Origin of the sequence: Thauera sp. AutoDN2, assembly GCF_051280715.1 — a bacterium.
Lineage (GTDB): Bacteria > Pseudomonadota > Gammaproteobacteria > Burkholderiales > Rhodocyclaceae > Thauera.
The window spans coordinates 139,467-163,711 of the sequence record NZ_JBNCAR010000004.1 but is presented as its reverse complement, the minus strand read 5'-3'; the positions used below and the strand labels follow the sequence as shown (position 1 = coordinate 163,711).

Sequence of the window (24,245 nt, the reverse complement as noted above, 5' to 3'; positions counted from 1 at the left end):
GATTGTACCGGCAGCTTCCCGGGCGCAGCCGACCGAGCGAACCACATCAGGGCAAGCGCATGAACGACACGCAGCACTCCTCCCCCTCCGGCCCCACGCACGCACCGCGGATCCTCGTCACCGGCGCGGCACGCCGTGTGGGCGCGGAAATCGCACGTTGCCTGCACGCAGCGGGCGCGCGCGTAGTCCTGCACTATCGCAGCAGCGCCGGCGAGGCCGAGTCGCTCGCAGCCTCGCTCAACGCGCTCCGGGCCGACTCGGCCTTCACCGTCCGCGGCGACCTCGCCCGCTTCGGCGCCGCCGAGGATATCGCTGCCCAGGTGCTGGCACGCGGCGAAGGGCTGGACGGCCTGGTGAACAACGCATCAAGCTTCTTCCCGACGCCGATCGGCGGCATCGACCGCGCGGCGTGGGACGAGCTCGTGGGCTCCAACCTCATGGGGCCGCTGTTCCTGTCTCAAGCCCTGGCGCCCGCCTTGCGCCGCGCCGGAGGCGCCATCGTAAACATCGTGGATATTCACGCCGACTGGCCGCTCACCGGCTATACGGTCTATAACGTTGCCAAGGGGGGGCTCGCCACGCTCACCCGATCGCTGGCCGTCGAGCTCGCGCCCGAGGTCCGCGTCAATGGCGTGGCGCCGGGGCCGATCGACTGGCCGGAAGACGGGCAGTTTCCCCCCGAGGAGCGCGAACGGATCATCGCACACACCCTGCTCAAGCGCGTGGGATCGCCTGCCGACATTGCGCGCACGGTACGATTTCTGATGCTCGACGCCCCTTACGTCACCGGGCAGATCATCGCGGTCGACGGGGGGCGCAGCGTGCATTTGTGATCGGGTAGCGCACCGTGCTTTCTGGGATAATCCCGCATTGACTTCCAGACAGGCCCTTGCACCGTGACTGCCGCTTACGCCCCCGCAGAGAACCGACCCGCCCCCGACAACACCGGCGACGAACGTTTTTCCAACACCTTTCTGCGCCTGAAGAAGAAGCTCGAGCGCGGGGTCGGCGAGGCGATCGGCGACTTCAACATGATCGGCGACGGCGACACCGTGATGGTGTGCGTTTCCGGCGGCAAGGACTCCTACACCCTGCTGTCCTGCCTGCTCGCACTGCGTGAGCGGGCCCCGGTCGACTTCCGCATCGTGGCGATGAACCTCGACCAGAAGCAGCCCGGCTTCCCCGACCATGTGCTCCCGGCCTACTTTGAATCGATAGGGGTCGAGTATCGCATCGTCACCGAAGACACCTATTCGATCGTCAAGGACAAGATCCCCGAGGGCAAGACCACTTGCTCGCTGTGCTCGCGCCTGCGCCGCGGCATCATCTACCGTACGGCGAAGGAGCTCGGTGCCACCCGCATCGCGCTCGGGCACCATCGCGACGACATGCTCGAGACCCTGTTCCTGAACATGTTCTTCGGCGGCAAGATCAAGGCCATGCCCCCGAAGCTCGTGAGTGACGACGGCAACCACGTGGTGATCCGCCCGCTCGCCTACTGCACCGAAGCCGAGATCGCGCGCTTCGCACGCACGATGGATTTCCCCATCATCCCTTGCAACCTGTGCGGCTCGCAGGAGAACGCGCAGCGCAAGCAGATCAAGAACATGCTCCAGGGTTGGGCACGGGACTACCCGGGGCGCATCGAGTCGCTCGCCACCGCACTGAAGAACGTCGTGCCTTCCCACCTCGCAGATCGGCGTCTGTTCGACTTCGTCGGGCTGACGCAGCAGACGATCGTCGAGGAGGGAGACACCGCGTTCGACCCGCCAGAGCTACCTGTCGCGCCACAGTCCGCAACGATCAGCCTGCTCCGGCCGGGCCAGAGCGAGGCGTAGGTTCATGCACGACGCGGCCACCGACGCACATGGAAGCTCCCTTCACAGATCCTGACCCGGCCCGACAGGCCGACGTAACAGAGTGCCGATGTCCGATCGCATGAACATCTGTATCCTTGCCGCCCTGCACGGGGGCGATGAAACGCTCGCGACGCGGGTCGGCGATGATGAAGCCGATCGCGCAGCGGCGCGTTGCGCACATCGGATCGAGCGTGCGATCAGCGCACATGGGGGGCGACTCATCGAGGCCACCCGTGAGCGGACCCTCGCACGCTTCGACGATGCCGACGCGGCCATTCAGGCCGCCGTCGACGCGCTCGACCGCATCCGCAACCTTCCACCGCTGCGCGGAAGAAAGCACCCTGCTCGCTTGGGCGTGCATGTCGGCGCACTCTCGACTGAAATGGGCAAGCCCAGTGGCGAAGGCGTCGTCCAGGCGTTGCGTATCGCGAATCAATGCGAGGCGGAGCAGGCGCTCGCCTCGGCACAGGCAATTGCACGGCTCGGGAGTGCAGCGCGTCATCTGGTAGCAAGCAGGCCCGTAGCCGGGCTCGACACAAGCCGGTTCGACGTGACGGTGCATGAGATCGGCCATGGCAAAGCAGAAGCCGTCCGCCAACCGCTGGCACAGCGCAATGAACGACTTCAACTGCGACACCGGAACGGCGTCGTCCACGTCGAGGAAATCCGGCCGGTGGTCTTGCTCGGGCGCGAACTTGGCAATGACATCGTAATCGGCGACCCACGTGCTTCGCGACAACACGCCCGCATCGAACGCCGTCATGAGGGCTTCATCCTGTTCGACGAGAGCACGAATGGGACCTATGTTGCCGTGGAAGGACAGGTCGAGCACCTAGTCCGCCAGGATCGTCTGTTGCTTACGGGCCAAGGCCGGATCGGCTGTGGCTTCGCGTGCGAAGAGGGCGACGAGCGCGAGATCGTATTCTTCGATTTCGAATGAGCGAAAGCCTGTCGGTGCAGCACCTGGCTGCCAAAGGGCACCAGGCGCTTCGCGGACACGCTCAAACCTTTACGCACTCGGCCATGAAGGCCTTGCGCTCGGCCCCCTTGAGTGAGCGCTCGGTGGCCGTCTGGTTGCAGGCCTTGCGGCGCGTCTTTTCGTCGGGCGCTGCAAGGCTCGCACCCGTCTGTGTCGGCGCTTCGCCCACCGGTGCAAGCGCTTTCGCCCGCTCGCCCGCCTCCTCTTCACCGCCGTTGATCGCATCCTTTTGCCCACGCAGGCAGGTGCTCATGAACGCCTTGCGTGCATCGCCCTTGAGCGCCTGCTCACGTGCCTGCGCGTTGCACTGCCGCATGCGCTCGTGCTGCGGATTGGCCCAGGCCGAATCCGGCACTGCGGCTACCAGGGTCAGCATCAGGCCTGCAACACCAAAGACTCTCTTCATGGCTTCATCCTCCTCGATAGGGTCACGCATGTCGCGTGCATGCATTTTGCATTTTCCACAGCCTCGCAGTCAATTCCATATTCATATCTCTATCGCCACAGTATCCTTGGAGCCCCTCCTTGAGTGAGCTCACGACCCTCTCCACCCTCGCCGTTTCGGCCTTCCTTGCCGCCACGCTCCTGCCGGGTGGTTCGGAGGCGGTGTTCGCGGGCATCGTCGCCTTGCAACCCGGGCTGGCAGCGACAGCGCTGCTGACGGCAACCATCGCCAACACCGCGGGGGGCATGAGCACCTACCTGCTTGGACGACTGCTGCCACGCAAGGAAGTCCCGCCCCGACTGGCGCAGGTGCGCCGATGGGGCAGCGCCAGCCTGCTGCTGTCCTGGGTGCCGCTGATAGGCGACGCCCTGTGCGCGGCCGCTGGCGTTCTACGCCTGAACTGGGTCGCCTGCCTGTGCTGGATGGCACTCGGCAAGGGCCTGCGGTACGCGGCGATCGCATGGCTGCTGGGGGGGTTAGCCGCAGCCTGATCCGCGGAGACGGCCTATACTGAGCCGTACCCCTCCACACGCGAGACGCACTTCCCATGTCAGACATCGAACGCCACGGCGTCACCGCCCGCTACGCCGACGCAGTCGTCCATGCCGGAGTCATTCACCTCGTCGAGGTTCCTGCCAGCAGCGGCACCGACATCCGCACCCAGACCAGCGAAGTCCTCGCCAGCATCGAACGCCAGCTGCGCCTGCTCGGGAGCGCGCCGAACCGCATCCTGATGGCCACGATCTACCTCACCGACTTCGCCGACTATGGCGCCATGAACGCCCTCTGGGACGCCTGGATCCCCTCCGGAAGCGCTCCGGCGCGCGCCTGCGTAAAGGTCGCCGGACTAGTCGACCCGGGCTGGCGCATCGAGATCGCGCTCTCCGCCGCGTGCGGCGCAGGACATGTGGAACCCGGGGAGCGATGACCGCCTGGCGTCGCAAAACCCGCGCCACGCCTAATCCCTGACGCGCTTAAGGTCTTGTTTTTTGCTGCATGGTGCACTGCGGTTCGTTAGAATGAAACGCTTTCCAGCAGCAGTCCCCGGATAGCCAAATGAGCCAACGCCTGCGAGAGATCCCGTACAACTACACCTCGTTCTCCGATCGCGAGATCGTCATTCGGCTGCTCGGCAATGAAGCCTGGGCGGCGCTGGACGAGCTGCGCGGCGAGCGCGTGACCGGCCGCTCGGCACGCATGCTGTATGAGGTGCTGGGCGACATTTGGGTGGTGCGCCGCAACCCCTACCTCGAGGACGACTTGCTCACCTCGCGCGAACGGCGTGAGGCGCTCATCGGTGCGCTTGACCATCGCCTGAACGAGGTCGAGAAACGCCGTCAGGGCAATGACCTGGTCGCGCTGCTGATCGCGCGCGCCCGCGAGGCCGTCTCCGACTTCGAGCGCTGGTTCGACGACACCGCGCGCCGGCGCAAGATGGTGCTGAAGGCGCTGGCACGGCACACCCGGCGCGACAACATCTGCTTCGACGGCCACGCCCGCGTCTCGCACGTCACCGACGCCACGGACTGGCGGGTCGAATACCCCTTCGTCGTCCTCTACCCCGATACCGAGGAAGAGATGGCACCGCTGGTGCGCGAGTGCATCGCGCTCGGCCTCACCATCATCCCGCGCGGCGGCGGCACCGGCTACACCGGCGGCGCGATCCCGCTCGACGCCAGCTCTGCGGTGATCAACACCGAAAAGCTGCTCGCAATGAGCCCGGTCGAAGCCACCGTGCTGCAAGGCGTGGACGGGCCGATGTCCGAGCCCTACCCCACTATCCGCACCGGCGCCGGCGTGGTCACCGAGCGCGTGTCCGAAGCTGCCAGCCTGGCCGGGCGCGTGTTCGCAGTCGACCCGACCTCGGCCAGCGCCTCCTGCATCGGCGGCAACATCGCCATGAACGCCGGTGGCAAGAAGGCCGTCCTATGGGGCACCGCGCTCGACAACCTGGCGTGGTGGAAGATGGTCACGCCCGACGGCAACTGGCTCGAGGTTGAGCGCCTCGATCACAACTTCGGCAAGATCCACGAGCAGGAGACGGTGCGCTTCCGGCTGCGCCGCTTCGACGGCCTCAGCAACGCACCGCTCGGCGAGGAAGTCATTGCCATGCAAGGCGCCGCCTGCCGCAAGGTCGGGCTGGGCAAGGACGTCACCGACAAGTTCCTCGGCGGTGTGCCGGGCGTGCAGAAGGAAGGCACCGACGGCCTCATCGTCGCCGCGCGCTGGGTGCTGCACAAGATGCCGCCGGTCACGCGCACGGTGTGCCTGGAGTTCTTCGGCCAGGTACGCGAGGCGGTGCCGGCCATCGTCGAGATCACCGACTACTTCAAGCCGGGCGGCGCAGGCCACGCTGCGGGCGTTCAGCTCGCGGGCCTCGAGCACCTCGATGAGCGCTACGTTAAGGCGGTGGGCTATGCCACCAAGGCCAAGCGCCACGGCCGCCCCAAGATGGTGCTGATCGGCGACATCGTCGGCCATGACGAAAACGCAGTCATGCAGGCGGCCTCCGACGTGGTGCGCATGACCAACGCGCGCGGCTCGGAGGGCTTCATCGCCGTGAGCCCCGAACAGCGCAAGCGCTTCTGGCTCGAGCGCAGCCGCACCGCGGCGATCTCGCGCCACACCAACGCCTTCAAGATCAACGAGGATGTGGTCATCCCGCTGCCACGCATGGGGGAATACTGCGACGGCATCGAGCGCATCAACATCGAGCTCTCGCTGCAGAACAAGATCGCACTCTGTGATCGCCTCGCCGAGTTCCTGCAGGGCGAGCTGCCGGTCGATTCCGGCGACGCCGAGGTCGACCGCGAGGAGCTCATCGGCGACCGCCGCCAGGCTGCGCTCGAGCAGGTCGCCGCGGTGCGACGCCGCTGGCAGTGGCTGCTCGACAATCTCGACCTGCCGCTGGCCGCGGCCGAAGCGCAGTTCGCTGAGCTCGGCATCACGGCCGGCGAGCTCTCCAACCGCACGGCCGACCCGGTCCTGTTCCACCGCCTGCAGGACTATTCGATCCGCGTGTCGTGGAAGACCGAGCTGCGCCCGCAGTTGCGCAACATCTTCGATGGCAACCTGTTCGCGCCAGTGCTCGCGCGCATCCAGGACCTCCACAAGGAAGTCCTTCGCGGGCGCGTCTTTGTCGCCCTGCACATGCACGCCGGCGACGGCAACGTGCACACCAACCTCCCGGTCAACTCCGACCACTACGAGATGCTGCAGACCGCCAACCGAACGGTCGACCGCATCATGGCACTCGCGCGCAGCCTGGACGGCGTGATCTCCGGCGAGCATGGCATCGGCATCACCAAGCTCGACTATCTCACCGACGGCGAGATGGCGAACTTCTGGCGTTACAAGGAAAAGGTCGACCCCGAGGGCCGCTTCAACCGCGGCAAGCTCATGCGCGGCGGCGCGTGGAAGGCCAACCTCGAAAACGCCTACACCCCCAGCTTCAACCTGATGGGCCACGAGTCACTCATCATGGAGCAGACTGACGTCGGCGAGATCGCCCACGACATCAAGGACTGCCTGCGCTGCGGCAAGTGCAAGCCGGTGTGCTCCACGCACGTGCCACGCGCCAACCTGCTGTATTCCCCGCGCAACAAGATTCTCTCCACCTCGCTCCTGATCGAAGCCTTCCTGTACGAGGAGCAGACCCGCCGCGGCGTTTCGCTCGCGCACTGGGCAGAGTTCGAAGACGTCGCAGACCACTGCACGATCTGCCACAAGTGCGAGAAGCCCTGTCCGGTGGACATCGACTTCGGCGACGTCACGGTGAAGATGCGCAACCTGCTGCGCAAACAGGGCAAGAAATCCTTCAACCCCGGCAAGGCCGCGGCGATGGCCTTCCTGACCATCAAGGATCCGACCACGATCAAGGCTATCCGCACCGGCATGATCGAGTGGGGCTACAAGGCGCAGCGACTCGGCTACGAGATGGGCCGGAAGTTCGGCCTCATCCAGCCGCAGGTGAAGGCGCCGCCGGCCACGCTCGGCAAGGCGCCGATCAAGGCCCAGGTGATCCACTTCATCAACAAGCCCATGCCGGGCAACCTGCCCAAGAAGACCAGCCGCGCGCTGCTCGATATCGAAGACGACAAGGTCATCCCTGTAATCCGGGACCCGCACAAGGCCAACGGCGAGTCTGAGGCGGTGTTCTACTTCCCCGGCTGCGGCTCGGAGCGCCTGTTCAGCCAGGTCGGCCTCGCGACCCAGGCCATGCTCTACCACGTCGGCGCACAGACCGTGCTGCCGCCGGGCTACCTGTGCTGCGGCTATCCGCAGACGGCTGCCGGCGAGGACGAAAAGGGGCAGAAGATCACCACCGACAACCGCGTCCTCTTCCACCGTGTCGCCAACACACTGAACTACCTCGACATCAAGACCGTGATCGTGTCCTGCGGCACCTGCATGGACCAGTTGCAGAAGTACGAATTCGAGAAGATCTTCCCCGGCTGCCGCCTGCTCGACATCCACGAGTATCTGATGGAAAAGGGCGTCAAGCTCGAGGGCGCGCAGGGCGTGAAGTACATGTACCACGAGCCCTGCCATACCCCGATGAAGGTGCATTCCGGCATCAAGGTGGCCAACACGCTGATGGGTACGCGCGTGGACCTCTCAGACCGGTGCTGCGGCGAATCCGGCACACTGGCCGTGGCGCGTCCGGACATCTCCACCCAGGTCCGCTTCCGGAAGCAGGAGGAGATCGAGAAGGGTGCCGCAAAACTGCGCGAAGACGATCCGAATGCGAAGATCAAGATGCTCACGTCCTGCCCAAGCTGCCTGCAGGGCATGCATCGCTACGCCGATGACGCCGGCGGCATCGAGCCCGACTACATCGTGGTCGAGCTCGCAAAGCATCTGTTAGGCGAGAACTGGCTGCCGGAATACGTCGCCAAGGCCAACAACGGCGGCATCGAGCGCGTTCTTCTGTAAGCGCATGCGGCCTGCTGGGGTCTTGCAACCCCGCGGGTCCATCACCCCCGTCAGGCTTGTTTCAGTCCTCGGCGGGGTCGCGAGGGTGCATGCGGAACCAGAGTTCGGGCAGCGCCTCGGCTGCGCACATGCGTAGCCGATGTGTTACCAGAGCGCTCACCGGTGTTTCGCCGGGGTTGATCTCCACCGTTGGAACGCCCCGCTGCGCAGCCCATACGACCGGACCGGCAATGTACGGGAAGACGCTGCTCGTCCCCACGGACAGCACCGCATCCACGCCCTGCGCCAGCACCGCCTCGATCCGCTCCACCGCCCGCGTCGGCAGGGCCTCGCCAAACAACACGACTGCCGGGCGCATGACGCTGCCGCACTGCGGACACTCGGGCGGCAGCGCGAGCCCGGCATAGTCCGGCAGCGTGCGCCCATGGTGGCAGGCCATGCACTGCAGGCGGTGCACGGTGCCATGTATCTCGATGACGTTGTGCGATCCGGCGGCGCGATGCAGCCCGTCCACGTTCTGCGTCAACACGCAGACCATCCGCTTTTCCTGCTCAAGCGCGGCGATCAGACGATGTGCAGCATTGGGCTGCGCGCCGCGGCAGCTGGCCTCGATCTCGGCAATGTAGCGCCAGGCGATCTCGGGCCGCGTGGCCATCATCTCGCCCGACAGCGCCTCTTCAATGGTAAGCCCCTCGCTAGTGAGACGATCGTGGTACAGGCCGCCGATGCCGCGATAGGTCGGCAGCCCGGAATCCACCGAAATGCCGGCGCCAGTGACGAAGAGGATGCGCTGCGCGCAGGAGAGAAGGGCCGCGACTGCATCCAGCGTCCGGGCTTGGGTCATGCGGGACTCCCTTCGATTGAGGGTTCGACGCCTCTCATCCCCCGCAGCCGGGCGGCGCAGTCCGCTCCCATGCGATGCGGCTCAGCGGCGCTCGAGGATGGCGGCGCGCGCCTCGGGGTTGCCCCCCTCGGTGAGCTCGATGAAGCGGGCACGATGCTCCTCGAAGCGCTCGACCACCGCGCTACGGTCTCGAAGCTTTGCCGAGATCACCGAGGACTGGGCGGCAATCTCACTGTCGAGCAGACGGATGTCGTCTTCCAACCCGGCAGCCACATCGCTCTGGTTGGTGCGCGTTGCCTCATCGATGAGCTGATGCTGGCGGGCGATCAGCTCACTCTCACGCTCGCGCAGCTGACGGATGCTCTGGTCGAGCTCGCGCAGCTCTCGATCACGCCGGAAATCGAGATCTTCGAGGTTGCGGTAGGTTTCGAGCAGGGCCTGGTCCAGGCGCAGCTGGCGCTGGCGCTCGGCCTCATCGACGCGGCGCTGGCGCTCCGCCGCAGCACGCGCCGCGATCTCCTCTCGCGTCAGCGGCGCGGCGACGATACGCCGTACCACCCCGGAGGGGCTCATCTCGCGGTACGCACGTCCGTAGCACGCCGCCGGCAGGATGTCACCGCACACCGGCTGACCACCAACGTCACAACAGTAGATGCTCTTCGAGACCGGCTGTGCGACCGCCTGCCCGGACATGGACGAAAGGGCGACCAGAGCGGCGAAAGTGCAGGCCCGTGCGATCTGCGCGCTAGCTTGACGAGATTCCATATTGCTCCCGATAGGCTTTCACCGCCTCGAGGTTCGCAGCGAGGTCAGGGCTGTTGGCAAGATAACCGATGAGATCCTCTAGCGTGGCAACCGCGATCACCGGGATGCCGAAGCTCTCCTTCACTTCCTGCACCGCCGACAGGCTGCCCTTGCCACGCTCCATGCGGTCCAGCGCGATCACCACCCCCGCAGGCGTGGCCCCAGCAGCACGGATCAACTCCACCGACTCGCGGACCGAGGTGCCGGCCGAGATCACGTCGTCGAGGATCAACACCCGGCCCTTGAGCTGTGCGCCGATCAGTGTGCCGCCCTCGCCGTGGTCCTTGGCTTCCTTGCGATTGAAGGCGAAGGGCAGGTCCACCCCGTCCTCGGCGAGGCGGATCGCAGTGCCGGCCACGAGCGGAATCCCCTTGTACGCCGGCCCGAACAGCATGTCGAAGCCCACGCCCGAGGCGCGGATCGTGCGCGCATAGTAGCCGCACAGTTCGCGGAACGAGGCGCCGTCGTCGAACAGGCCCGCATTGAAGAAGTACGGCGAGTTGCGCCCCGCCTTGGTCACGAAGGCGCCGAAGCGCAGCACACCCTTGCGGCAGGCGAGGGCGATGAAATCCCGGCTAAAATCCACGGCTTTCTGGGCTGCCAAGCAGCTTGAACTGGAGGCTGTCCATGTTACGCATCATCTCCCTCAACCTCAACGGCATCCGTTCTGCCTGCCGCAAGGGCCTGCTCGACTGGCTGCCCGCGCAGCAGGCCGACTTCCTCTGTGTGCAGGAGCTCAAGGCGCAAGCGAACGACCTGGACGAGACCATGCGCTCGCCGGACGGCATGAAAGGCTGGTTCCACCACGCAGAAAAGAAGGGGTATAGCGGGGTCGGCATCTACAGCCGGCGGGAACCCGACCGCGTAGTCGAGGGCCTGGGCATCGCCGACATCGACGCCGAGGGCCGCTTCCTGCAGCTGGACTTTGGCAAGCTGTCGGTGATCTCGCTCTATCTACCCTCGGGCTCCAGCTCGGAAGAGCGCCAGCAGGTGAAGTTCGACTTCATGGACCGCTTCCTGCCGCACATGGACATGCTCTACCAGAGCGGACAGGAGGTCGTGGTATGCGGCGACTGGAACATCGCCCACCGCGAGGCCGACCTGAAGAACTGGAAGTCGAACCAGAAGAACTCCGGCTTCCTGCCCGAGGAGCGCGCGTGGCTGAGCCGCCTGTTCGACGAGCAGGGCTGGATCGACGTCTATCGCCGCCTGCATCCTGAGGCGACCGACGCCTGCTACACGTGGTGGTCGAACCGTGGCCAGGCGTGGGCGAAGAACGTGGGCTGGCGACTGGACTACCAGATCGCCACGCCAGGGCTGGCTGCAGCCGCACGCAACGCGCAGGTCTACAAGTCGGAGCGCTTCTCGGACCACGCGCCGCTGACGGTCGACTACGACTGGGCGCTCTAGCCTACCGCACCAGCCCCCAACCCGCGCCTCGAGCGCGGACGACCTTTTCGCCCACGCCCTTGCGCCGCTTAGCGCTCCCAGGCGCAACCTTGCAAGGTTTCGCCGGTCCTGAGCCGCAACGAGGCCTTCCAGCCGGTCATCGTACTGCCGTCCTCGAGGCGGCAGATGCCCGGCTCGATCTCCAGGGCCGTACCCGCGCCTCCGATGCGATGGCGCTCGCCGTCGCGTTCGGCCTCGCCGTAGAGGACCCGCGACTCAGGCTCGCCGGCGCGGTGGATGAGCAAGGTGCCGCCCCCGGCCACCGCTTCCCAGTCGGACTGCAGGCCGACCGCACGCCAGATCTCGGCATGCTCGGTGTCGCCAAGGCAGCGCGCCGTCGTGTGAACGAAGTTGATGCCGGAAACCTCAAGCAGGCCGCCACGCTGGACGGCCAGCAGTTCCACATAGAGGTTGCGCCCCGGAGCGAGGCCGAAGTCCTTCAGCGCACCGATCACCGCCTGCTCGGTCGAGACATCCTCCACGTTCAGGTAGCTGCGGTCGCGGCAGGGCGTCATGAAATAGCGCCCTTCATGTGCGAGCATCAGCCCCTTGCCGATCTTCGGCTCGCCCGGTTCCTGCTGCCCCTCGAACACCGGCGGGATGGGCGGGGACGGCAGGATCTGCTGTGCATGGGAGGGCAGCGCCGCGGCAAGACCCAGGCCGAGCGCAAGACCGACGAACTTCTGTGTATTCATGAACATCCACCTTCAAGTGAGACATCGGCCCGCAGGACGGGCCGGCATTCAATCAGACGCGGCAGCCCCCTGCTCTTCGAGCACGAGGCGGAAGCCGACAAAGTCGAAGCGGGCACTGGGCCGGCAATGCATGTGCCGCTTGCTGCAGCGGGCAAAGGCGCCGGGATGGGACCAACCTCCACCGCGCAGCATCCGGGCCGGCCCGGCGGCCTGATAGTGCGGATTCTCCGCCGCATGCTGCTCGTAGGCGTCGGCAGCATAGACGTCCGACACCCACTCCCACAGGTTTCCGCTCATGTCGTGCAAGCCGAGTGCATTCGGCGCGAAGGCGCCCACCGCGACACTGCCCTCGCCATGCTCATCCGCATACTCGGCGGTATTGGCGCCCTCGGGCGGCGCCTCGCCGCCAAACTTCTCGGCCTTGCCGGCGGCGCGGCAGGCATATTCCCACTCGGCCTCGGTCGGCAGGCGGAACACCTTGCCCGGATGGTGCTCGCCGAGTTTGCGGACGAAGGTCTCGATGTCGATCTGGTTGACGCTGTCCACCGGGTGCTGCGGCGAAGTCGCAAAAACGGACAGGTTGTAGTCCATCAACGACGTCCACTGCGCCTGCGTCACCTCGTGGCGACCGATCCAGTACGCACTCATGCACACCTTGTGCACCGGCAACTCATTGGTCTCGCCATCGCCGAAGGTGTCGCCCATGTCGAAGCACCCCGCCGGCACGCGCACGAACTCCATGCCGGTGGCCGGTTCGCGCCACACCTCCTGCGCCATCGCGGACGGCAGGCAAGAAATGACGCTTGCAAGCGTGAGCAGCGCGGCACTACCCAGGTTGCGAAACGCGTCACGCGCCCCAGCAATACGATTGCGAACTCTTGCCATGACTCGGACCCTCCCCTTTCTGCGAACGCTTAGCGCTCTCCCGACCACTGGGGCGGCTTGCGCCCCTGATGGATGCAGGCGATGCCGAGGCTCAGATTGCGCCAACTCACCGACTCCAGGCCAGCCCCTTGCAGCATGGCTGCAAAGCGCTGCTGGTCGGGGAAGTTGCGGATCGATTCGACGAGATACTCGTAGGCGGCCGGATTCTTCGCCACCCAGGCTCCCAGGCGCGGAATGACGTGGAACGAGTACGGGTCATAGAGGTGCCGGAACCACTTGACCGGACGGGAGAACTCCAGGCAGGCGAAGGTGCCGCCCGGCCTGAGGACGCGCACCACCTCCGCAATGGCGGCATCGAGCCGGGTCGTGTTGCGCAGGCCGAAGGACACGGTGAGCACGTCGATCGAGGCGTCGGCAAAAGGCAGGCACTCGGCCTCGCCCGCGACCCATTCCACACCCTCCGCGTCTTTCCGGGTCCGGCCCTCGCACATCATGGGGATGGAGGGGTCGAGCACGACGACACGGCGGTCGTTCCGGCGTGCGAGCAGCGCCGCCACGTCACCAGTACCGCCCGCCAGGTCCACGAACAACCCCCGCTCCGGCAGGCGAGCCACGAAGCTGCGCTTCCAGGCTCGGTGGATGCCGAAGCTCATCAGATCGTTCATCAGGTCGTACCGGCTCGCCACCCGGTTGAACACGTCCCGGATACGCTGCTTGCGCTCCTGTGCACTGACCTTGTACCGGCCAAAACTGTCATCGAGCGGAGAGTTGCGGTAATCAGAGCTCATTATTCTTGGGTCCGGGGCCGAGCCAGAGAGCAGACAAAGCCCGGATTCGAACATGAATCCACCCGGTCGCGCCAGACATACACAGGGGTTTCAGGATCATATTTTCGCCCAGAGGGCATTCTTGCTCTGCATCAAGTCAATTCTGGATAAGCATTGTATTATTTTCTTGCCCTGTAATTCTTTGACTAAGTCCAGACTTATCCAAGTCGCACCCCTTAGGGCTCGCACTATTGATCAATATCAAGCTTTGGAAATTCCGCGCGCCCGATAATTTGTCTGCACCACAGCATCGCCTTTCCGCAAAGGGCGATGAAAAACCGGAAACTTCATATCCGGACGAAGCAGGAGCATGTAGCACTCACCCCTGAGCGGCTCTCGGAACAGCCACCCGGGGACGAGGAAAAAGCGGTGGCTCGCAAGGCCATCAGGGTGAAGGTAGCTCGATTAAGTTGTTTCCTAGGGAGTACCCAAAATGAAAACTCTGGCAGTTAAGACCACGGCCCTGCTCATCGCGGCGGGACTCGGCCTCGGCGCCGGCGCATCGTTTGCCGCCGAGTCGCTGCAGGACGTCATGAAGCGTCGCAACCTGACCCAGCAGGATCTGCTGGCGGCAGCCAAGACCTACACCCCTACCGGCGGTCGCGACGAGTTCATCGCGCTCAGTTCGGGCGGCCAGTCGGGCCAGATGCTCGTATATGGCATCCCCTCGATGCGTATCCTCAAGTACATCGGCGTGTTCACACCTGAACCCTGGCAAGGCTACGGCTACGACGAGGAGTCCAAGAAGGTGCTCGCCCAGGGCCGGATCGACGGCAAGGACATCACCTGGGGCGACACGCACCACCCGGCGATCTCCGAAACCAATGGCGAGTACGACGGCCAGTTCGTGTTCATCAACGACAAGTCGAACCCGCGTATCGCCGTCATCGACCTGCGTGACTTCGAAACCAAGCAGATCGTCGTCAACCCGATCATGAAGTCGGCCCACGGCGGTGCCTTCGTCACCCCGAACACCGACTACATCATCGAGGCCGCCCAGTACGCCTCGCCGCTCGAGAACCAGAAGTTCTATCCGCTCGAGCAGTTCAACGAGAAGTACCGCGGTGCCGTCACCTACTGGAAGTTCGACCGCGAGCACGGCAAGATCAAGCCCGAAGAGTCCTTCTCGCTCGAACTGCCGCCGTATTCACAGGACCTTTCCGACTTCGGCAAGCTGGGCTCGGACGGCTGGTCCTTCACCAACAGCTTCTGCACCGAGCGGTACGTCGGTGGCATCGAGAAGGGTCGTCCCCCGTATGAAGCCGGTTGCTCCGCCAAGGACACCGACTACATGCACGTAGTCAACTGGAAGCGCGCTGCCGAGATCGCCAAGGACGACAGCAAGGTCCAGGTCATCAACAACCACCGCGTGATCACGATGGAAACGGCGATCAAGGAAGGCATCCTCTTCCTGATCCCCGAGCCGAAGAGCCCGCACGGCGTTGACGTGACTCCGGACGGCAAATACATCGTCGTGTCGGGCAAGCTCGACACCCACGTGTCGGTGTACTCGTTCGACAAGATCATGGACGCGGTCAAGAACAAGCGCTTCGAGTCCACCGATCCGTACGGCATCCCGGTCATCAGCATGAAGGACACCCTGCACACGCAAGTGCAGGTCGGCCTTGGCCCGCTGCACACCCAGTTCGACTCGAAGGAGTGCGTCGCCTACACCTCGCTGTACGTCGACTCCATGGTTGCCAAGTGGGACTTCTGCAACGGCAAGCTGCTCGACAAGATCTCCATCCACTACAACATCGGCCACCTGATGACGATGGAAGGGGACACCACCAAGCCGAAGGGCAAGTATCTGGTGGCGCTCAACAAGCTGTCGATCGACCGCTTCAACCCGGTCGGTCCGCTGCACCCGCAGAACCACCAGCTGATCGACATCAGCAACGACAAGATGCAGTTGCTGTACGACATGCCGCTGCCGCTGGGCGAGCCGCACTATGTGGTCGCGATTCAGGCCGACAAGCTGAAACCCGCGATCCGCTACAAGGTCGGCACCAACACCCGTACCGACAGTGTCCACGAAGGCAAGGTGCGTGCGGGTGAAGAGAAGACCGTCCGCGAAGGTAACAAGGTGTCGGTGTATGGCACGCTGATCCGCTCGCACATCACCCCGGAAACCATCGAGGTCGAACAGGGTGACGAGGTTACGGTGTATCTGACCAACCTCGAGCGCGCGCAGGACGAGACCCACGGCTTCACCGTCTCGACCTACAACGTGCATGCGTCCGTCGAGCCGGGCAAGACCGTCTCGGTGAAGTTCACCGCCGACAAGGAAGGTGTGTATCCGTACTACTGCACCGAGTTCTGCTCGGCGCTGCACCTCGAGATGCAGGGTTACCTGCTGGTCAAGCCGAAGGGCTGGGTGGCTGAAGAGGGCGCGACCCTGGCTGCCGCCAACTACACCGAAACCGACTACAAGAACACCTTGAAGAAGGTTGCGGACACCCAGGCGGTGCTCGACCAGGTCGTCGGCTACATCACCTCGGTGAACTACAAGGCCTATCCGGAAGTCGTCGCGCTGATGGAAGACGCGACCGACCAGCTTGGCAAGATGCCGGAAGCCAAGGCCAAGCACGAGGCCGCAGCCGCCAAGCAGGACTGGGAGCAGGCGAACCTGTGGGCCGAGCAAGTGTGGCAGTACCAGGTCAAGGCGGCCGACATCGGCCTGCGCGCCAAGACCTTCCTGGAGCAGAAAGGCGCGAAGTAATAGCGTCTCTCTGGTCTGAACTGAAAATCAAGTAGGTCCATGTCGGGGAGCGAAGCCACAGGCAAGCTCCCCGATATTCTGAGAAGGAAGGAAAACCATGAAACTGATCGCTGCACTGCTCGCATCGGCCTTCATCGCCGCCCCGGCCTCGGCCGCCCTAGATGGCGCCAAGCTGTACATGGAAAAGACCTGTAACGCCTGTCACGGCGCCGACGCCAAGAAGCCCTTGATCCCGACCTATCCCAAACTCGCCGGGCAGAACGCTGCTTACGCCGAGCAGCAGATGAAGGACATCAAGAGCGGCGCCCGCAACAACGGTCAAACCGCCGCGATGAAGGGCGTAATGCACCTCGTCAATGACGAAGAGATCAAGGCCATCGCAGCTTGGCTCGAGACTCTGCAGTAAGATCGCCGCTGCCTGCCCAGTCGACTAACCGAGCAGGCACGACGACACCCCGGGCGAACCCCCTTCGCCCAGCAACCGAAAAGGACTACACCATGAAGATCTCCGTTCTGCTCGCCGCGCTCCTCTCCGCCAGCGTCGCCTTCGCCGGCCCCCCGGCTCCGAAGAAGACCGGCATCGAAGGCGAGGGCTACGTCTGGAACGCCCAGGAAGGCGAAAAGATGGAAGCCCTGCACCTGAAAGGCGACATCGTCAACGGCGAGGAAGCCTATGAAATCTGCGGCGCCTGTCACCTCCCGTCCGGCGCGGGCCGTCCCGACGGTACCTTCCCGCAGCTTGCCGGCCAGCACACCACCGTGCTGATCAAGCAGATGGCCGACATCCGTGCCGGCCTGCGCGACAACCCGACCATGTATCCGTTCGCAGTGACTCTGGTCGACCCGCAGGAACTGGCCGACGTTTCTGCCTACATCGAGAGCCTGTGCATCCCGACCGAGCACGGCAAGTACGAAGGCGCCGACTCCGCCATCCAGATCTCCAAGGGCAAGGAGATGTACGAGAAGGACTGCCAGGAATGCCACGGCCCGAACGGCGAAGGCGACAAGGAAAAGTTCTATCCCGTGATCGCCGGCCAGCACTACAAGTACCTGCTGCGCCAGATGACCGAGATCCGTGACGGCCACCGCCGCAACGCGAACCCGGACATGGTCAAGGTGATCAAGCCCTATAACGATGACCAGCTGGTGGCAATCTCGGCCTATCAGTCCAGCCTGAAGATGCCCGGCTCGATGTGCGAAGCGAAGTGATCCTTTAGCGGGCAACCGCTTGCCGTTGCGCGTGCGCATTTTTCCGCCGCGTGCAACGGCATCCCCAACCCCTCTTGCGACCGGAGCTTGAAATGTCTGCAACACAAAACAAGAACGGCCTGATTGCCGGCCTCACGCTGGTAGCCCTGGTAGCGATGGTCGTTGCCTATTTCGCGCCGATCTGGTGGGTTTCCCTCACCGCCCCGAACTACCCGGAAGATGCCTTCCCCGATGGCATCCGCATCCACTTCCATTTTGACGGCGTACATAACGGCTGCTCCACGCCGCCCAAGACCTCCCGCCTGGCCGAGGAAACGATGGCCGAGGACATGGGCGAAGGCACCGGCCGCTACAACCCGATCCTGGCCGAGCAGACCACGCTCAGCGGCAAGGCGACCGCGCTCGACTGCGTTCATGAGATGAACACAATCAACCACTACGTGGGCATGTACCCGATCGCCACGGGCGGCCCGGTGGAAACCAAGCTCTCCAAGTTCTTCATCGCCTTCTTCGCCGTGATGCTGGTCGCCTTCGCCGTACCTCAGAAGAAGGCCCGTCTCGGCGTCATGATCGTCGGCTTCGGCGCACTGTCCGCCTGGATGATCGTGGACCAGTTTGTCATGGGCAATCTCGCTGCCCACGTCAAGCACTACATGGACGAGTCCGCGACCTTCTTCAACGATCCCGAGCGCATTGCCGCATGGGGCAAGAACGTCGAGGTGATCTCCAAGGTTGCGATCTTCGGCATGATCGCCGCGATGGGCGTAGTTATCTTCGGTGTGATGAAGATTCGCGGTTTCGAATTGCTGCTGGCGCTCATCCCCGGCCTTCTACCGATCTTCTATCTGATCGAGTATTCCGGCTGGCTCTGGTTCTTCGGCCACAACCTCCATCCTTGGGGCGCTTTCACGGTCAAGCCCTTCATGCCCACGGTGTTCGGCGAAGGCAAGGTGGCGCAGTTCTCCACCTATTCCTATCCGCATTGGGGCTATGCCCTGCTGATGGTGGTGTTCGTGTGCCTGATGCTCGCCCTGCTGCTGCGCCGCAAGCAATTGCGCGAAGAGCGCGAACAGGCTTCCGCCTGACGGGGATGAACGCACGTGACGATCTTGCACAAGCTGACATTGCTGGCTGCAGCAGTGATGCTTGCCCTTCCGGCCGCGCAGGCCCAGGAGGGTGACGACGAACCCCGGGGCCGCGGCCCCGGGGGCGGCGCGGATTTTTCCACCGCGCCGCGGGTGGATGTACATAAGCCGGTCCAGCTCATCCCGCTCTACATGCGCGACCCGCGCATCCACGGCCTGCAGCCCTTCCAGGAACTGGTCGAAAAGACCCCTGAAGGCGGTGTGCTCAAGGTGCCCGCCGGACATTACTCCGGGCCGGTCCACCTGAAGAAGCGGATGGTCATTGAAGCCGCCGGAGATGGCGAAGTGGTCATCGACGGCGGCGACAAGGGCACGGTGTTCGTGCTCGAGACCAACGAAGCCACGCTGCGCAACCTCACCATCACCGGATCAGGCGAGTCCCACGATTCAGACGACGCCTGCCTGAACGTGCGCGGCCACGGCAACCTGATGGAAGGCCTCAACATCGCCGACTGTCTGTTCGGCGTCGACCTCAAGCAGGCCGACCACAACATCCTGCGCAACAGCAAGGTGCGCTCGAAGGACTTCGAGCTCGGCGTGCGTGGCGACGGCATCCGCCTCTGGTACAGCCACGACAACCTGATCGAGAACAATCTCGTCACGGATACCCGCGACATGGTGGCCTGGTATTCGCACCGCAACGTCTACCGCGGCAACGAGGGCCGGCGCAGCCGCTACTCGATCCACTTCATGTTCGCCAACGACAACATCGTCGAGTACAACCGCTTCTACGACAACGCGGTCGGCGTGTACTTCATGTACATGGAAGGCGGCGGTGCGCGCGGCAACATCATTTCGCACGCGACCGGCGCCACCGGCATGGGTCTGGGCTTCAAGGAATCCTCGGACATCTTCCTCGAAGACAACGAGATCATCTACTGCGCCATCGGCGTCGGCTCCGATCTCTCGCCCTTCCAGCCCGACACCACCATTCGCTTCAAGAACAACCGCTTTGCCTACAACGGCGTCGCGGTCTATCTGACCAGCGAGTTGGGTGGAAACGAGATGTACGGCAACGTCTTCGAAGGCAACCTGACCGACGTGTTCCAGGCCGGCCGCGGCCGCGGCGAAGGCCCCAAGAACAAGTGGGCCGGAAACTACTTCGACACCTATCAGGGGTTCGACCGTAACGAGGACGGCTACGGTGACACCCCGCATGAAGAATATGCCTATGCGGACCGGATCTGGATGGAGATCCCGAACGCCCGCTTCTTCAAGACTTCGCCCGTCCTCGAGCTGCTCGACTTCCTCGAACGCCTTGCCCCCTTCTCCACACCCGATCTGCAGGCGAAGGACGACAAGCCACTGTACAGGAAGCCAGAACGGCGCACCCCAGGGAGCGCATCATGAGCGAAAACCAAACCCCCCCTCCTGAACCCAAGGCCAGCCCCAAGGCCGAAACCGCCAAGGCTGCCCCGCCCGTCTCCAAGGAGCGCAAGCGCCAGGGTCGGCGCAAGGTACTGCGCACGATCCTGCTCACCGGCGGCGTGCTGGGCGCCGGCCTGTCCGGCTACCTGCCGCTGGTCTATGCACGCACCAACCGACTGCGCCCGCCCGGCGCGCTGGACGAGAAGGAATTCCTCTCTTCCTGTATCAAGTGCGGCCAGTGCGTGCAGGTCTGCCCGGTGAATGCGATCAAGCTCGCCGACCTGGTGGACGGCTTTGGCGTTGGCGCCCCCTATATCGATGCGCGCGAACAGGCCTGCGATTTCTCCTGCGATGCGGTCCAGTGCATCCTCGCCTGCCCCACCGGCTCGCTCACATACCATAAGCCGGACTTCCTTGAAGTGCGCGAGGGTGCTGCGCTGTCGCAAAAGCCCACCCTGATCGCCAAGATGAACGACCCGGAGCCCACGCTCAACCTCACCGAGCGCATGGGCGTGGCGCGGCTGACGCGTCCCGAGTCCTGCCTCGCGATGAAGGGCGAAGGCTTCAAGGGGCAGGCGCGCGGCCCCGACTTCAAGGGCACGATGCGCTACATCAAGGTTGACCGCTGGAAGCCCATCCCGATCGCCGACCACCCCTACGACCTCGAGCTGTGCGATCTGTGCATGCGCGAATGTCCGATCGCCGGCGCGATCTCGCTGGAGAAATTCACCGGCCCCGATGGCACCACGCGTGCTCGGCCGATCGTGCATGAGAACTGCGTGGGATGCGGCGTGTGCGAGATGATCTGCCCGACCGAGCCCGCCTCCATCACCATCATCGCCCGCGAGGTGTGGCAATCATGAGCAAACTGCTGACACGCCGCTACATCGACCAGATCAAGGTGATGTTCGGCAAGGAACCCGACAAGCCCAAGGAAATCTCCCCTGCGGCACAGAAGATCCACTTCTACAAGAAGAACAACCGCGACGAGATCGCCGAACTCAAGCACATCCGTGCGCACGAGAAGCCCAGTCACAAGTGGCGCAACCGGCGCTGGGCCACGCTGATCTTCGCCAACCTGCTGTTCGTATTCTCCTACTGGCTCGACATCCAGGTGCTCGAGGGCGCGCTGACCGCATCCCGTTTCGTCGGCTTCCACATGGCGGACCTGAACTCTGCCCTGCAGGTGATGCTGGCGCACAAGCACATCATCACCAACCTGCTGATCGGTACCGCCACCGTGCTGCTGCTGTGGGCGCTGCTGGGCGGCCGAACCTTCTGTTCCTGGGTCTGCCCCTATCACCTGGTTGCGGAATGGGCCGAGAAGATCCACCTCTGGCTCGCCAGGAAGAAGCTCGTGACCGACCAGCCCATGGATCGTCGCCTACGCACCGTGTTCTGGATCATCTTCGCCGCGCTCGCCGTCGTCACCGGGTACACCGTGTTCGAAGCGATTTCGCCCACGGGTATCCTGTCACGCGCGCTGATCTACGGCGTGGGGCTGTCAATCCTGTGGGTCGTGGCCCTGCTGATCTTCGAGATCTTCTTCTCGCGCCGTGCATGGTGTCGCTACGCCTGCCCGATCGGCCTTACCTATGGCGTGGTCGGCATCATTTCGCCGGTGCGCATCAAGTACAAGCTCGAGGGCTGCTTCCACGAAGGCGACTGCCGCAAGGTCTGCCTGGTGCCGCACGTGCTCGACACCGTCATCAAGGGCCGCGCGATCGAGCCCGAGGTGCCGCTGGGTCCCGACTGCACGCGCTGCGGCCTGTGCGTGGACGCCTGCCCCACTGGCTCGCTGAGCTTCGAAGTCAAGGGACTTTCCAAGCTGCTCTGAGATAATGACGACCAGACCCCCAACCCCGCAAAGCACAACAGAGTCGATTCATGATCCGACTAGATAACGTCATCAAAACCTTTCGTGGTGCGCGCGTCCTCAACGGCATCTCGCTCGATGTAGAACTGGGCGAGCGCATTGCCCTCATTGGCTCAAACGGCGCAGGCAAGACCACACTGATCCGCTGCCTGCTCGGGGAGTATGTGCACGACGGCGTTGTGACCATCAATGGCATCAACCCGCGCAAGGCACGTGCCGACGTGCTGGCCGAGGTCGGCTTCGTCCCCCAGTTGCCCCCGCCGCTGAAGATGCCGGTCGGCCAACTGATCGATTTCGCTGCCGGCCTGTGCGGCTCCGATCCCAGGCGCATCGACGACATTGCCAAGCGACTGGGCTTGGAGATCGACACCATTCGATCACGCCAGTTCGTCCGGCTTTCGGGCGGCATGAAGCAGAAGCTGTTGATCGCAATCGCGCTCGGCCGCGATGCCCGACTCCTGATCATGGACGAGCCCGCAGCCAACCTCGATCCCGAGGCGCGCAAGATCTTCTTCGACCTGCTCGCCGAGCGGGTGCAGAACGCGACCATGATCATCTCCAGTCACCGTCTGGACGAAGTCTCCGCCCTCGTGAACCGCGTGATCGAGATGGACACCGGACGCGTCGTGCTTGACGACAAGGTGGCCGACATGGGCGCACTGCATAGCCGCCTCGACTGCCAGATCCTGCTCAAGCAGGCCGATCCGGCCATCGCCAAGGCGCTCGAAAGCTGGAAGTTCAGCTTCGACCCCGCAGCAACGGCATGGAATGGCGAGATCGCCGGCGCCGACCGTCTGCGCTTCCTCGGCGTCGTTTCCCGATACTCCGGCCTGGTCACCAAGCTGGAAATGACAGAAAGGCCCCACTGACCATGTGCGACCAACATCGACGCCAGTTCATGGGAAGTCTGGCGAAGGGGGGGCTTTTGCTCACGCCCCTCGCCGCTGCCCTGTCGGGTTGCCGTGACGACGGCAAATGGCCGGAAGGCATGAAATCCATCATCTGGGACCGCGACACCTGCGTGCGCTGCAACATGGCGATCTCGGACCGCCGCTTCGCAGCCGAATTGCGCGGCGGCCCCAAGGACACCGTGTTCAAGTTCGACGACGTCGGCTGCCTCGTCTTCTGGCTGGAAGAGAAGCGCGATCGCTTCCCGTGGATGGACGACCCCTCCACCCGCATGTGGGTCGCCGACTACAACAGCAAGAGCCGTGACGAGATGACCTGGCACGATCCGCGCCAGGTGCGCTACATCACGCGCACCTCGCCCATGGGCTACAACTACGGCGCAGCGGGCGGTATGAGCGAGGGCGAAAGCGTGACCTACGAAGAAATGCGACAGCAGACGCTGGCGAAGGGAAGATAAGACAAATGAAACAGTTCTGGCTCACCGCCCGTCTGGACATCGTGGAATCGCTGCGCGCACGCTGGTTCCAGATCTACACGCTGGTGTTCGGCGGCATCGTCGCACTGCTGTTCCTGTTCGGCCTCACGGAGTCGCGCGTGCTCGGCTTCATTGGCCTGTCGCGCCTGCTGGTCACCTACATCCAGCTCACCATGGCGATCCTGCCGATCTTCGTGCTCATCACCACGGTACGCTCCGTGGCCGGCGACCGCGAGGCGGGCGTGTTCGAGTACCTGCTCTCGCTGCCGGTGTCCCTGTGGGCGTGGTTCTGGGGCAAGTTCGTCGGCCGCTACATCGTCATCTTCCTGCCGGTGTTCGCTGCCATGCTGCTCGCGGTGGGCTGGGCAACGATTCAGGGGATCGAGGTGCCGTGGGGTATGTTCGCCTACTACACCGCACTGATCGCGGCGATGGCGATGTGCTTCCTCGGCTTCGGCATGCTGATCTCGTCGATTGCACGCACCACCGACGTCGCACAGGGCGCCGCCTTCCTCGCCTGGCTGATCTTCCTGCTCTTCCTCGATCTGATCCTGCTTGGCGTGATGATCCAGGAGCGCGTTTCCCCCGATATCGCGGTCACGATCGCCCTGGCGAACCCGCTGCAGGTGTTCCGCACCGCAGCGCTGTCGATGTTCGATCCGCACCTGATCGTGCTCGGCCCCTCCGCGTACGTGATCCTCGACCTGTTCGGCGAGGTGGGATACCGCTACTTCGCGGTGCTCTACCCGGCAGCGCTCGGCATCATCAGTGCCGGCGCAGGCTATCTCGTCTTCCGCCGCGGCGATCTGCCCTGATCGT

General features: G+C 64.1%; 24 protein-coding genes. 17 read left to right on the top strand and 7 right to left on the bottom strand.

Annotated elements, in window-relative coordinates; translation table 11 throughout:
- The first annotated feature begins 59 nt into the window (after positions 1-59).
- From ACPT9U_RS04335 to ACPT9U_RS04325, 3 genes are all read left to right on the top strand, one after another.
- Positions 60-833: a pteridine reductase gene (locus ACPT9U_RS04335; protein ID WP_435750001.1), complete on the top strand. Its 774-nt coding sequence runs from the start codon at positions 60-62 to the stop codon at positions 831-833.
- Between the two features lie 63 nt (positions 834-896).
- On the top strand, positions 897-1,838 hold the full coding sequence (gene ttcA / locus ACPT9U_RS04330) for a tRNA 2-thiocytidine(32) synthetase TtcA (RefSeq protein ID WP_418363818.1): 942 nt from the start codon (positions 897-899) through the stop codon (positions 1,836-1,838).
- Between the two features lie 100 nt (positions 1,839-1,938).
- Complete coding sequence (locus ACPT9U_RS04325; RefSeq protein ID WP_435750000.1) at positions 1,939-2,799, top strand: FHA domain-containing protein; 861 nt, start codon at positions 1,939-1,941, stop codon at positions 2,797-2,799.
- 61 nt (positions 2,800-2,860) lie between these two features.
- On the opposite strand, the gene ACPT9U_RS04320 is transcribed toward ACPT9U_RS04325, so the two are convergent.
- The gene (locus ACPT9U_RS04320) at positions 2,861-3,244 is read right to left on the bottom strand and encodes a PsiF family protein (RefSeq protein WP_435749999.1); all 384 of its coding nucleotides are present in this window, start codon (positions 3,242-3,244) and stop codon (positions 2,861-2,863) included.
- A gap of 119 nt (positions 3,245-3,363) precedes the next feature.
- On the opposite strand from ACPT9U_RS04320, the gene ACPT9U_RS04315 reads away from it, so the two are divergent.
- The 3 genes from ACPT9U_RS04315 (at position 3,364) to ACPT9U_RS04305 (ending at position 8,218) form a co-directional block, all read left to right on the top strand.
- Positions 3,364-3,774 (top strand): YqaA family protein, encoded by a 411-nt coding sequence (locus ACPT9U_RS04315; RefSeq protein ID WP_435749998.1) that lies wholly within the window; start codon positions 3,364-3,366, stop codon positions 3,772-3,774.
- A gap of 56 nt (positions 3,775-3,830) precedes the next feature.
- Positions 3,831-4,211: a RidA family protein gene (locus ACPT9U_RS04310; protein WP_435749997.1), complete on the top strand. Its 381-nt coding sequence runs from the start codon at positions 3,831-3,833 to the stop codon at positions 4,209-4,211.
- Positions 4,212-4,339: 128 nt separating this feature from the next.
- Entirely contained in the window at positions 4,340-8,218 is a 3,879-nt protein-coding gene (locus tag ACPT9U_RS04305) for a DUF3683 domain-containing protein (RefSeq protein ID WP_435749996.1), read from the top strand.
- A 61-nt stretch (positions 8,219-8,279) separates the two neighbouring features.
- Here the strand turns inward: ACPT9U_RS04305 and ACPT9U_RS04300 are convergent, their stop codons facing one another.
- The 3 genes from ACPT9U_RS04300 to pyrE all read right to left on the bottom strand — a co-directional run bounded on the left by ACPT9U_RS04300 (position 8,280) and on the right by pyrE (position 10,452).
- Positions 8,280-9,062, bottom strand: a complete 783-nt coding sequence (locus tag ACPT9U_RS04300; RefSeq protein ID WP_435749995.1) for an NAD-dependent deacylase — start codon at positions 9,060-9,062, stop codon at positions 8,280-8,282.
- Between the two features lie 81 nt (positions 9,063-9,143).
- A complete protein-coding gene (locus ACPT9U_RS04295; RefSeq protein WP_435749994.1) occupies positions 9,144-9,827 on the bottom strand; it encodes a hypothetical protein in 684 nt (227 codons plus the stop codon).
- Entirely contained in the window at positions 9,808-10,452 is a 645-nt protein-coding gene (pyrE, locus tag ACPT9U_RS04290; protein WP_435749993.1) for an orotate phosphoribosyltransferase, read from the bottom strand. The genes ACPT9U_RS04295 and pyrE overlap by 20 nt, the downstream gene beginning before the upstream one ends.
- Before the next feature lie 41 nt (positions 10,453-10,493).
- Here pyrE and ACPT9U_RS04285 point away from each other — a divergent pair, with 41 nt between their 5' ends.
- A complete protein-coding gene (locus ACPT9U_RS04285) occupies positions 10,494-11,276 on the top strand; it encodes an exodeoxyribonuclease III (protein ID WP_435749992.1) in 783 nt (260 codons plus the stop codon).
- Positions 11,277-11,344: 68 nt separating this feature from the next.
- Here ACPT9U_RS04285 and ACPT9U_RS04280 read toward each other — a convergent pair whose 3' ends face one another.
- The 3 genes from ACPT9U_RS04280 to ACPT9U_RS04270 are packed head-to-tail and all read right to left on the bottom strand — an operon-like array spanning position 11,345 to position 13,683.
- Positions 11,345-12,010 carry a hypothetical protein gene (locus ACPT9U_RS04280; protein WP_418363828.1) on the bottom strand — a complete coding sequence of 222 codons (666 nt, stop codon included), beginning with the start codon at positions 12,008-12,010 and terminating at the stop codon, positions 11,345-11,347.
- A 48-nt stretch (positions 12,011-12,058) separates the two neighbouring features.
- Positions 12,059-12,895 carry a formylglycine-generating enzyme family protein gene (locus ACPT9U_RS04275; protein ID WP_418363829.1) on the bottom strand — a complete coding sequence of 279 codons (837 nt, stop codon included), beginning with the start codon at positions 12,893-12,895 and terminating at the stop codon, positions 12,059-12,061.
- A gap of 29 nt (positions 12,896-12,924) precedes the next feature.
- Complete coding sequence (locus ACPT9U_RS04270) at positions 12,925-13,683, bottom strand: class I SAM-dependent methyltransferase (RefSeq protein WP_418363830.1); 759 nt, start codon at positions 13,681-13,683, stop codon at positions 12,925-12,927.
- 472 nt (positions 13,684-14,155) lie between these two features.
- Between ACPT9U_RS04270 and nosZ the strand changes: the two genes are divergently transcribed.
- The 10 genes from nosZ to ACPT9U_RS04220 all read left to right on the top strand — a co-directional run bounded on the left by nosZ (position 14,156) and on the right by ACPT9U_RS04220 (position 24,241).
- On the top strand, positions 14,156-16,444 hold the full coding sequence (gene nosZ, locus ACPT9U_RS04265) for a Sec-dependent nitrous-oxide reductase (RefSeq protein WP_418363831.1): 2,289 nt from the start codon (positions 14,156-14,158) through the stop codon (positions 16,442-16,444).
- A 97-nt stretch (positions 16,445-16,541) separates the two neighbouring features.
- Positions 16,542-16,850 (top strand): c-type cytochrome, encoded by a 309-nt coding sequence (locus ACPT9U_RS04260; protein WP_418363832.1) that lies wholly within the window; start codon positions 16,542-16,544, stop codon positions 16,848-16,850.
- 92 nt (positions 16,851-16,942) lie between these two features.
- A complete protein-coding gene (locus ACPT9U_RS04255) occupies positions 16,943-17,653 on the top strand; it encodes a c-type cytochrome (protein WP_418363833.1) in 711 nt (236 codons plus the stop codon).
- Positions 17,654-17,745: 92 nt separating this feature from the next.
- Positions 17,746-18,738 (top strand): hypothetical protein, encoded by a 993-nt coding sequence (locus ACPT9U_RS04250; protein ID WP_418363834.1) that lies wholly within the window; start codon positions 17,746-17,748, stop codon positions 18,736-18,738.
- 15 nt (positions 18,739-18,753) lie between these two features.
- On the top strand, positions 18,754-20,148 hold the full coding sequence (gene nosD / locus ACPT9U_RS04245) for a nitrous oxide reductase family maturation protein NosD (protein ID WP_418363835.1): 1,395 nt from the start codon (positions 18,754-18,756) through the stop codon (positions 20,146-20,148).
- A complete protein-coding gene (locus ACPT9U_RS04240) occupies positions 20,145-21,029 on the top strand; it encodes a 4Fe-4S dicluster domain-containing protein (RefSeq protein WP_418363836.1) in 885 nt (294 codons plus the stop codon). The genes nosD and ACPT9U_RS04240 overlap by 4 nt, the downstream gene beginning before the upstream one ends.
- Entirely contained in the window at positions 21,026-22,003 is a 978-nt protein-coding gene (locus ACPT9U_RS04235; protein ID WP_418363837.1) for a NapH/MauN family ferredoxin-type protein, read from the top strand. The genes ACPT9U_RS04240 and ACPT9U_RS04235 overlap by 4 nt, the downstream gene beginning before the upstream one ends.
- Before the next feature lie 50 nt (positions 22,004-22,053).
- Entirely contained in the window at positions 22,054-22,911 is an 858-nt protein-coding gene (locus ACPT9U_RS04230) for an ABC transporter ATP-binding protein (RefSeq protein ID WP_418363838.1), read from the top strand.
- 119 nt (positions 22,912-23,030) lie between these two features.
- Positions 23,031-23,408: a hypothetical protein gene (locus ACPT9U_RS04225; protein WP_418363839.1), complete on the top strand. Its 378-nt coding sequence runs from the start codon at positions 23,031-23,033 to the stop codon at positions 23,406-23,408.
- A gap of 5 nt (positions 23,409-23,413) precedes the next feature.
- Entirely contained in the window at positions 23,414-24,241 is an 828-nt protein-coding gene (locus tag ACPT9U_RS04220; RefSeq protein WP_418363840.1) for an ABC transporter permease, read from the top strand.
- Positions 24,242-24,245: the final 4 nt, after the last annotated feature.

Coding starts and splice junctions, on each gene's coding strand:
- ACPT9U_RS04335 (WP_435750001.1), top strand. CDS start 60: ATGAACGACACGCAGCACTCCTCCCCCTCCGGCCCCACGCACGCACCG.
- ACPT9U_RS04325 (WP_435750000.1), top strand. CDS start 1,939: ATGAACATCTGTATCCTTGCCGCCCTGCACGGGGGCGATGAAACGCTC.
- ACPT9U_RS04320 (WP_435749999.1), bottom strand. CDS start 3,244: ATGAAGAGAGTCTTTGGTGTTGCAGGCCTGATGCTGACCCTGGTAGCC.
- ACPT9U_RS04310 (WP_435749997.1), top strand. CDS start 3,831: ATGTCAGACATCGAACGCCACGGCGTCACCGCCCGCTACGCCGACGCA.
- ACPT9U_RS04305 (WP_435749996.1), top strand. CDS start 4,340: ATGAGCCAACGCCTGCGAGAGATCCCGTACAACTACACCTCGTTCTCC.
- ACPT9U_RS04300 (WP_435749995.1), bottom strand. CDS start 9,062: ATGACCCAAGCCCGGACGCTGGATGCAGTCGCGGCCCTTCTCTCCTGC.
- ACPT9U_RS04295 (WP_435749994.1), bottom strand. CDS start 9,827: ATGGAATCTCGTCAAGCTAGCGCGCAGATCGCACGGGCCTGCACTTTC.
- ACPT9U_RS04285 (WP_435749992.1), top strand. CDS start 10,494: ATGTTACGCATCATCTCCCTCAACCTCAACGGCATCCGTTCTGCCTGC.
- ACPT9U_RS04280 (WP_418363828.1), bottom strand. CDS start 12,010: ATGAATACACAGAAGTTCGTCGGTCTTGCGCTCGGCCTGGGTCTTGCC.
- ACPT9U_RS04275 (WP_418363829.1), bottom strand. CDS start 12,895: ATGGCAAGAGTTCGCAATCGTATTGCTGGGGCGCGTGACGCGTTTCGC.
- ACPT9U_RS04270 (WP_418363830.1), bottom strand. CDS start 13,683: ATGAGCTCTGATTACCGCAACTCTCCGCTCGATGACAGTTTTGGCCGG.
- nosZ (WP_418363831.1), top strand. CDS start 14,156: ATGAAAACTCTGGCAGTTAAGACCACGGCCCTGCTCATCGCGGCGGGA.
- ACPT9U_RS04260 (WP_418363832.1), top strand. CDS start 16,542: ATGAAACTGATCGCTGCACTGCTCGCATCGGCCTTCATCGCCGCCCCG.
- ACPT9U_RS04255 (WP_418363833.1), top strand. CDS start 16,943: ATGAAGATCTCCGTTCTGCTCGCCGCGCTCCTCTCCGCCAGCGTCGCC.
- ACPT9U_RS04250 (WP_418363834.1), top strand. CDS start 17,746: ATGTCTGCAACACAAAACAAGAACGGCCTGATTGCCGGCCTCACGCTG.
- ACPT9U_RS04240 (WP_418363836.1), top strand. CDS start 20,145: ATGAGCGAAAACCAAACCCCCCCTCCTGAACCCAAGGCCAGCCCCAAG.
- ACPT9U_RS04235 (WP_418363837.1), top strand. CDS start 21,026: ATGAGCAAACTGCTGACACGCCGCTACATCGACCAGATCAAGGTGATG.
- ACPT9U_RS04230 (WP_418363838.1), top strand. CDS start 22,054: ATGATCCGACTAGATAACGTCATCAAAACCTTTCGTGGTGCGCGCGTC.
- ACPT9U_RS04225 (WP_418363839.1), top strand. CDS start 23,031: ATGAAATCCATCATCTGGGACCGCGACACCTGCGTGCGCTGCAACATG.
- ACPT9U_RS04220 (WP_418363840.1), top strand. CDS start 23,414: ATGAAACAGTTCTGGCTCACCGCCCGTCTGGACATCGTGGAATCGCTG.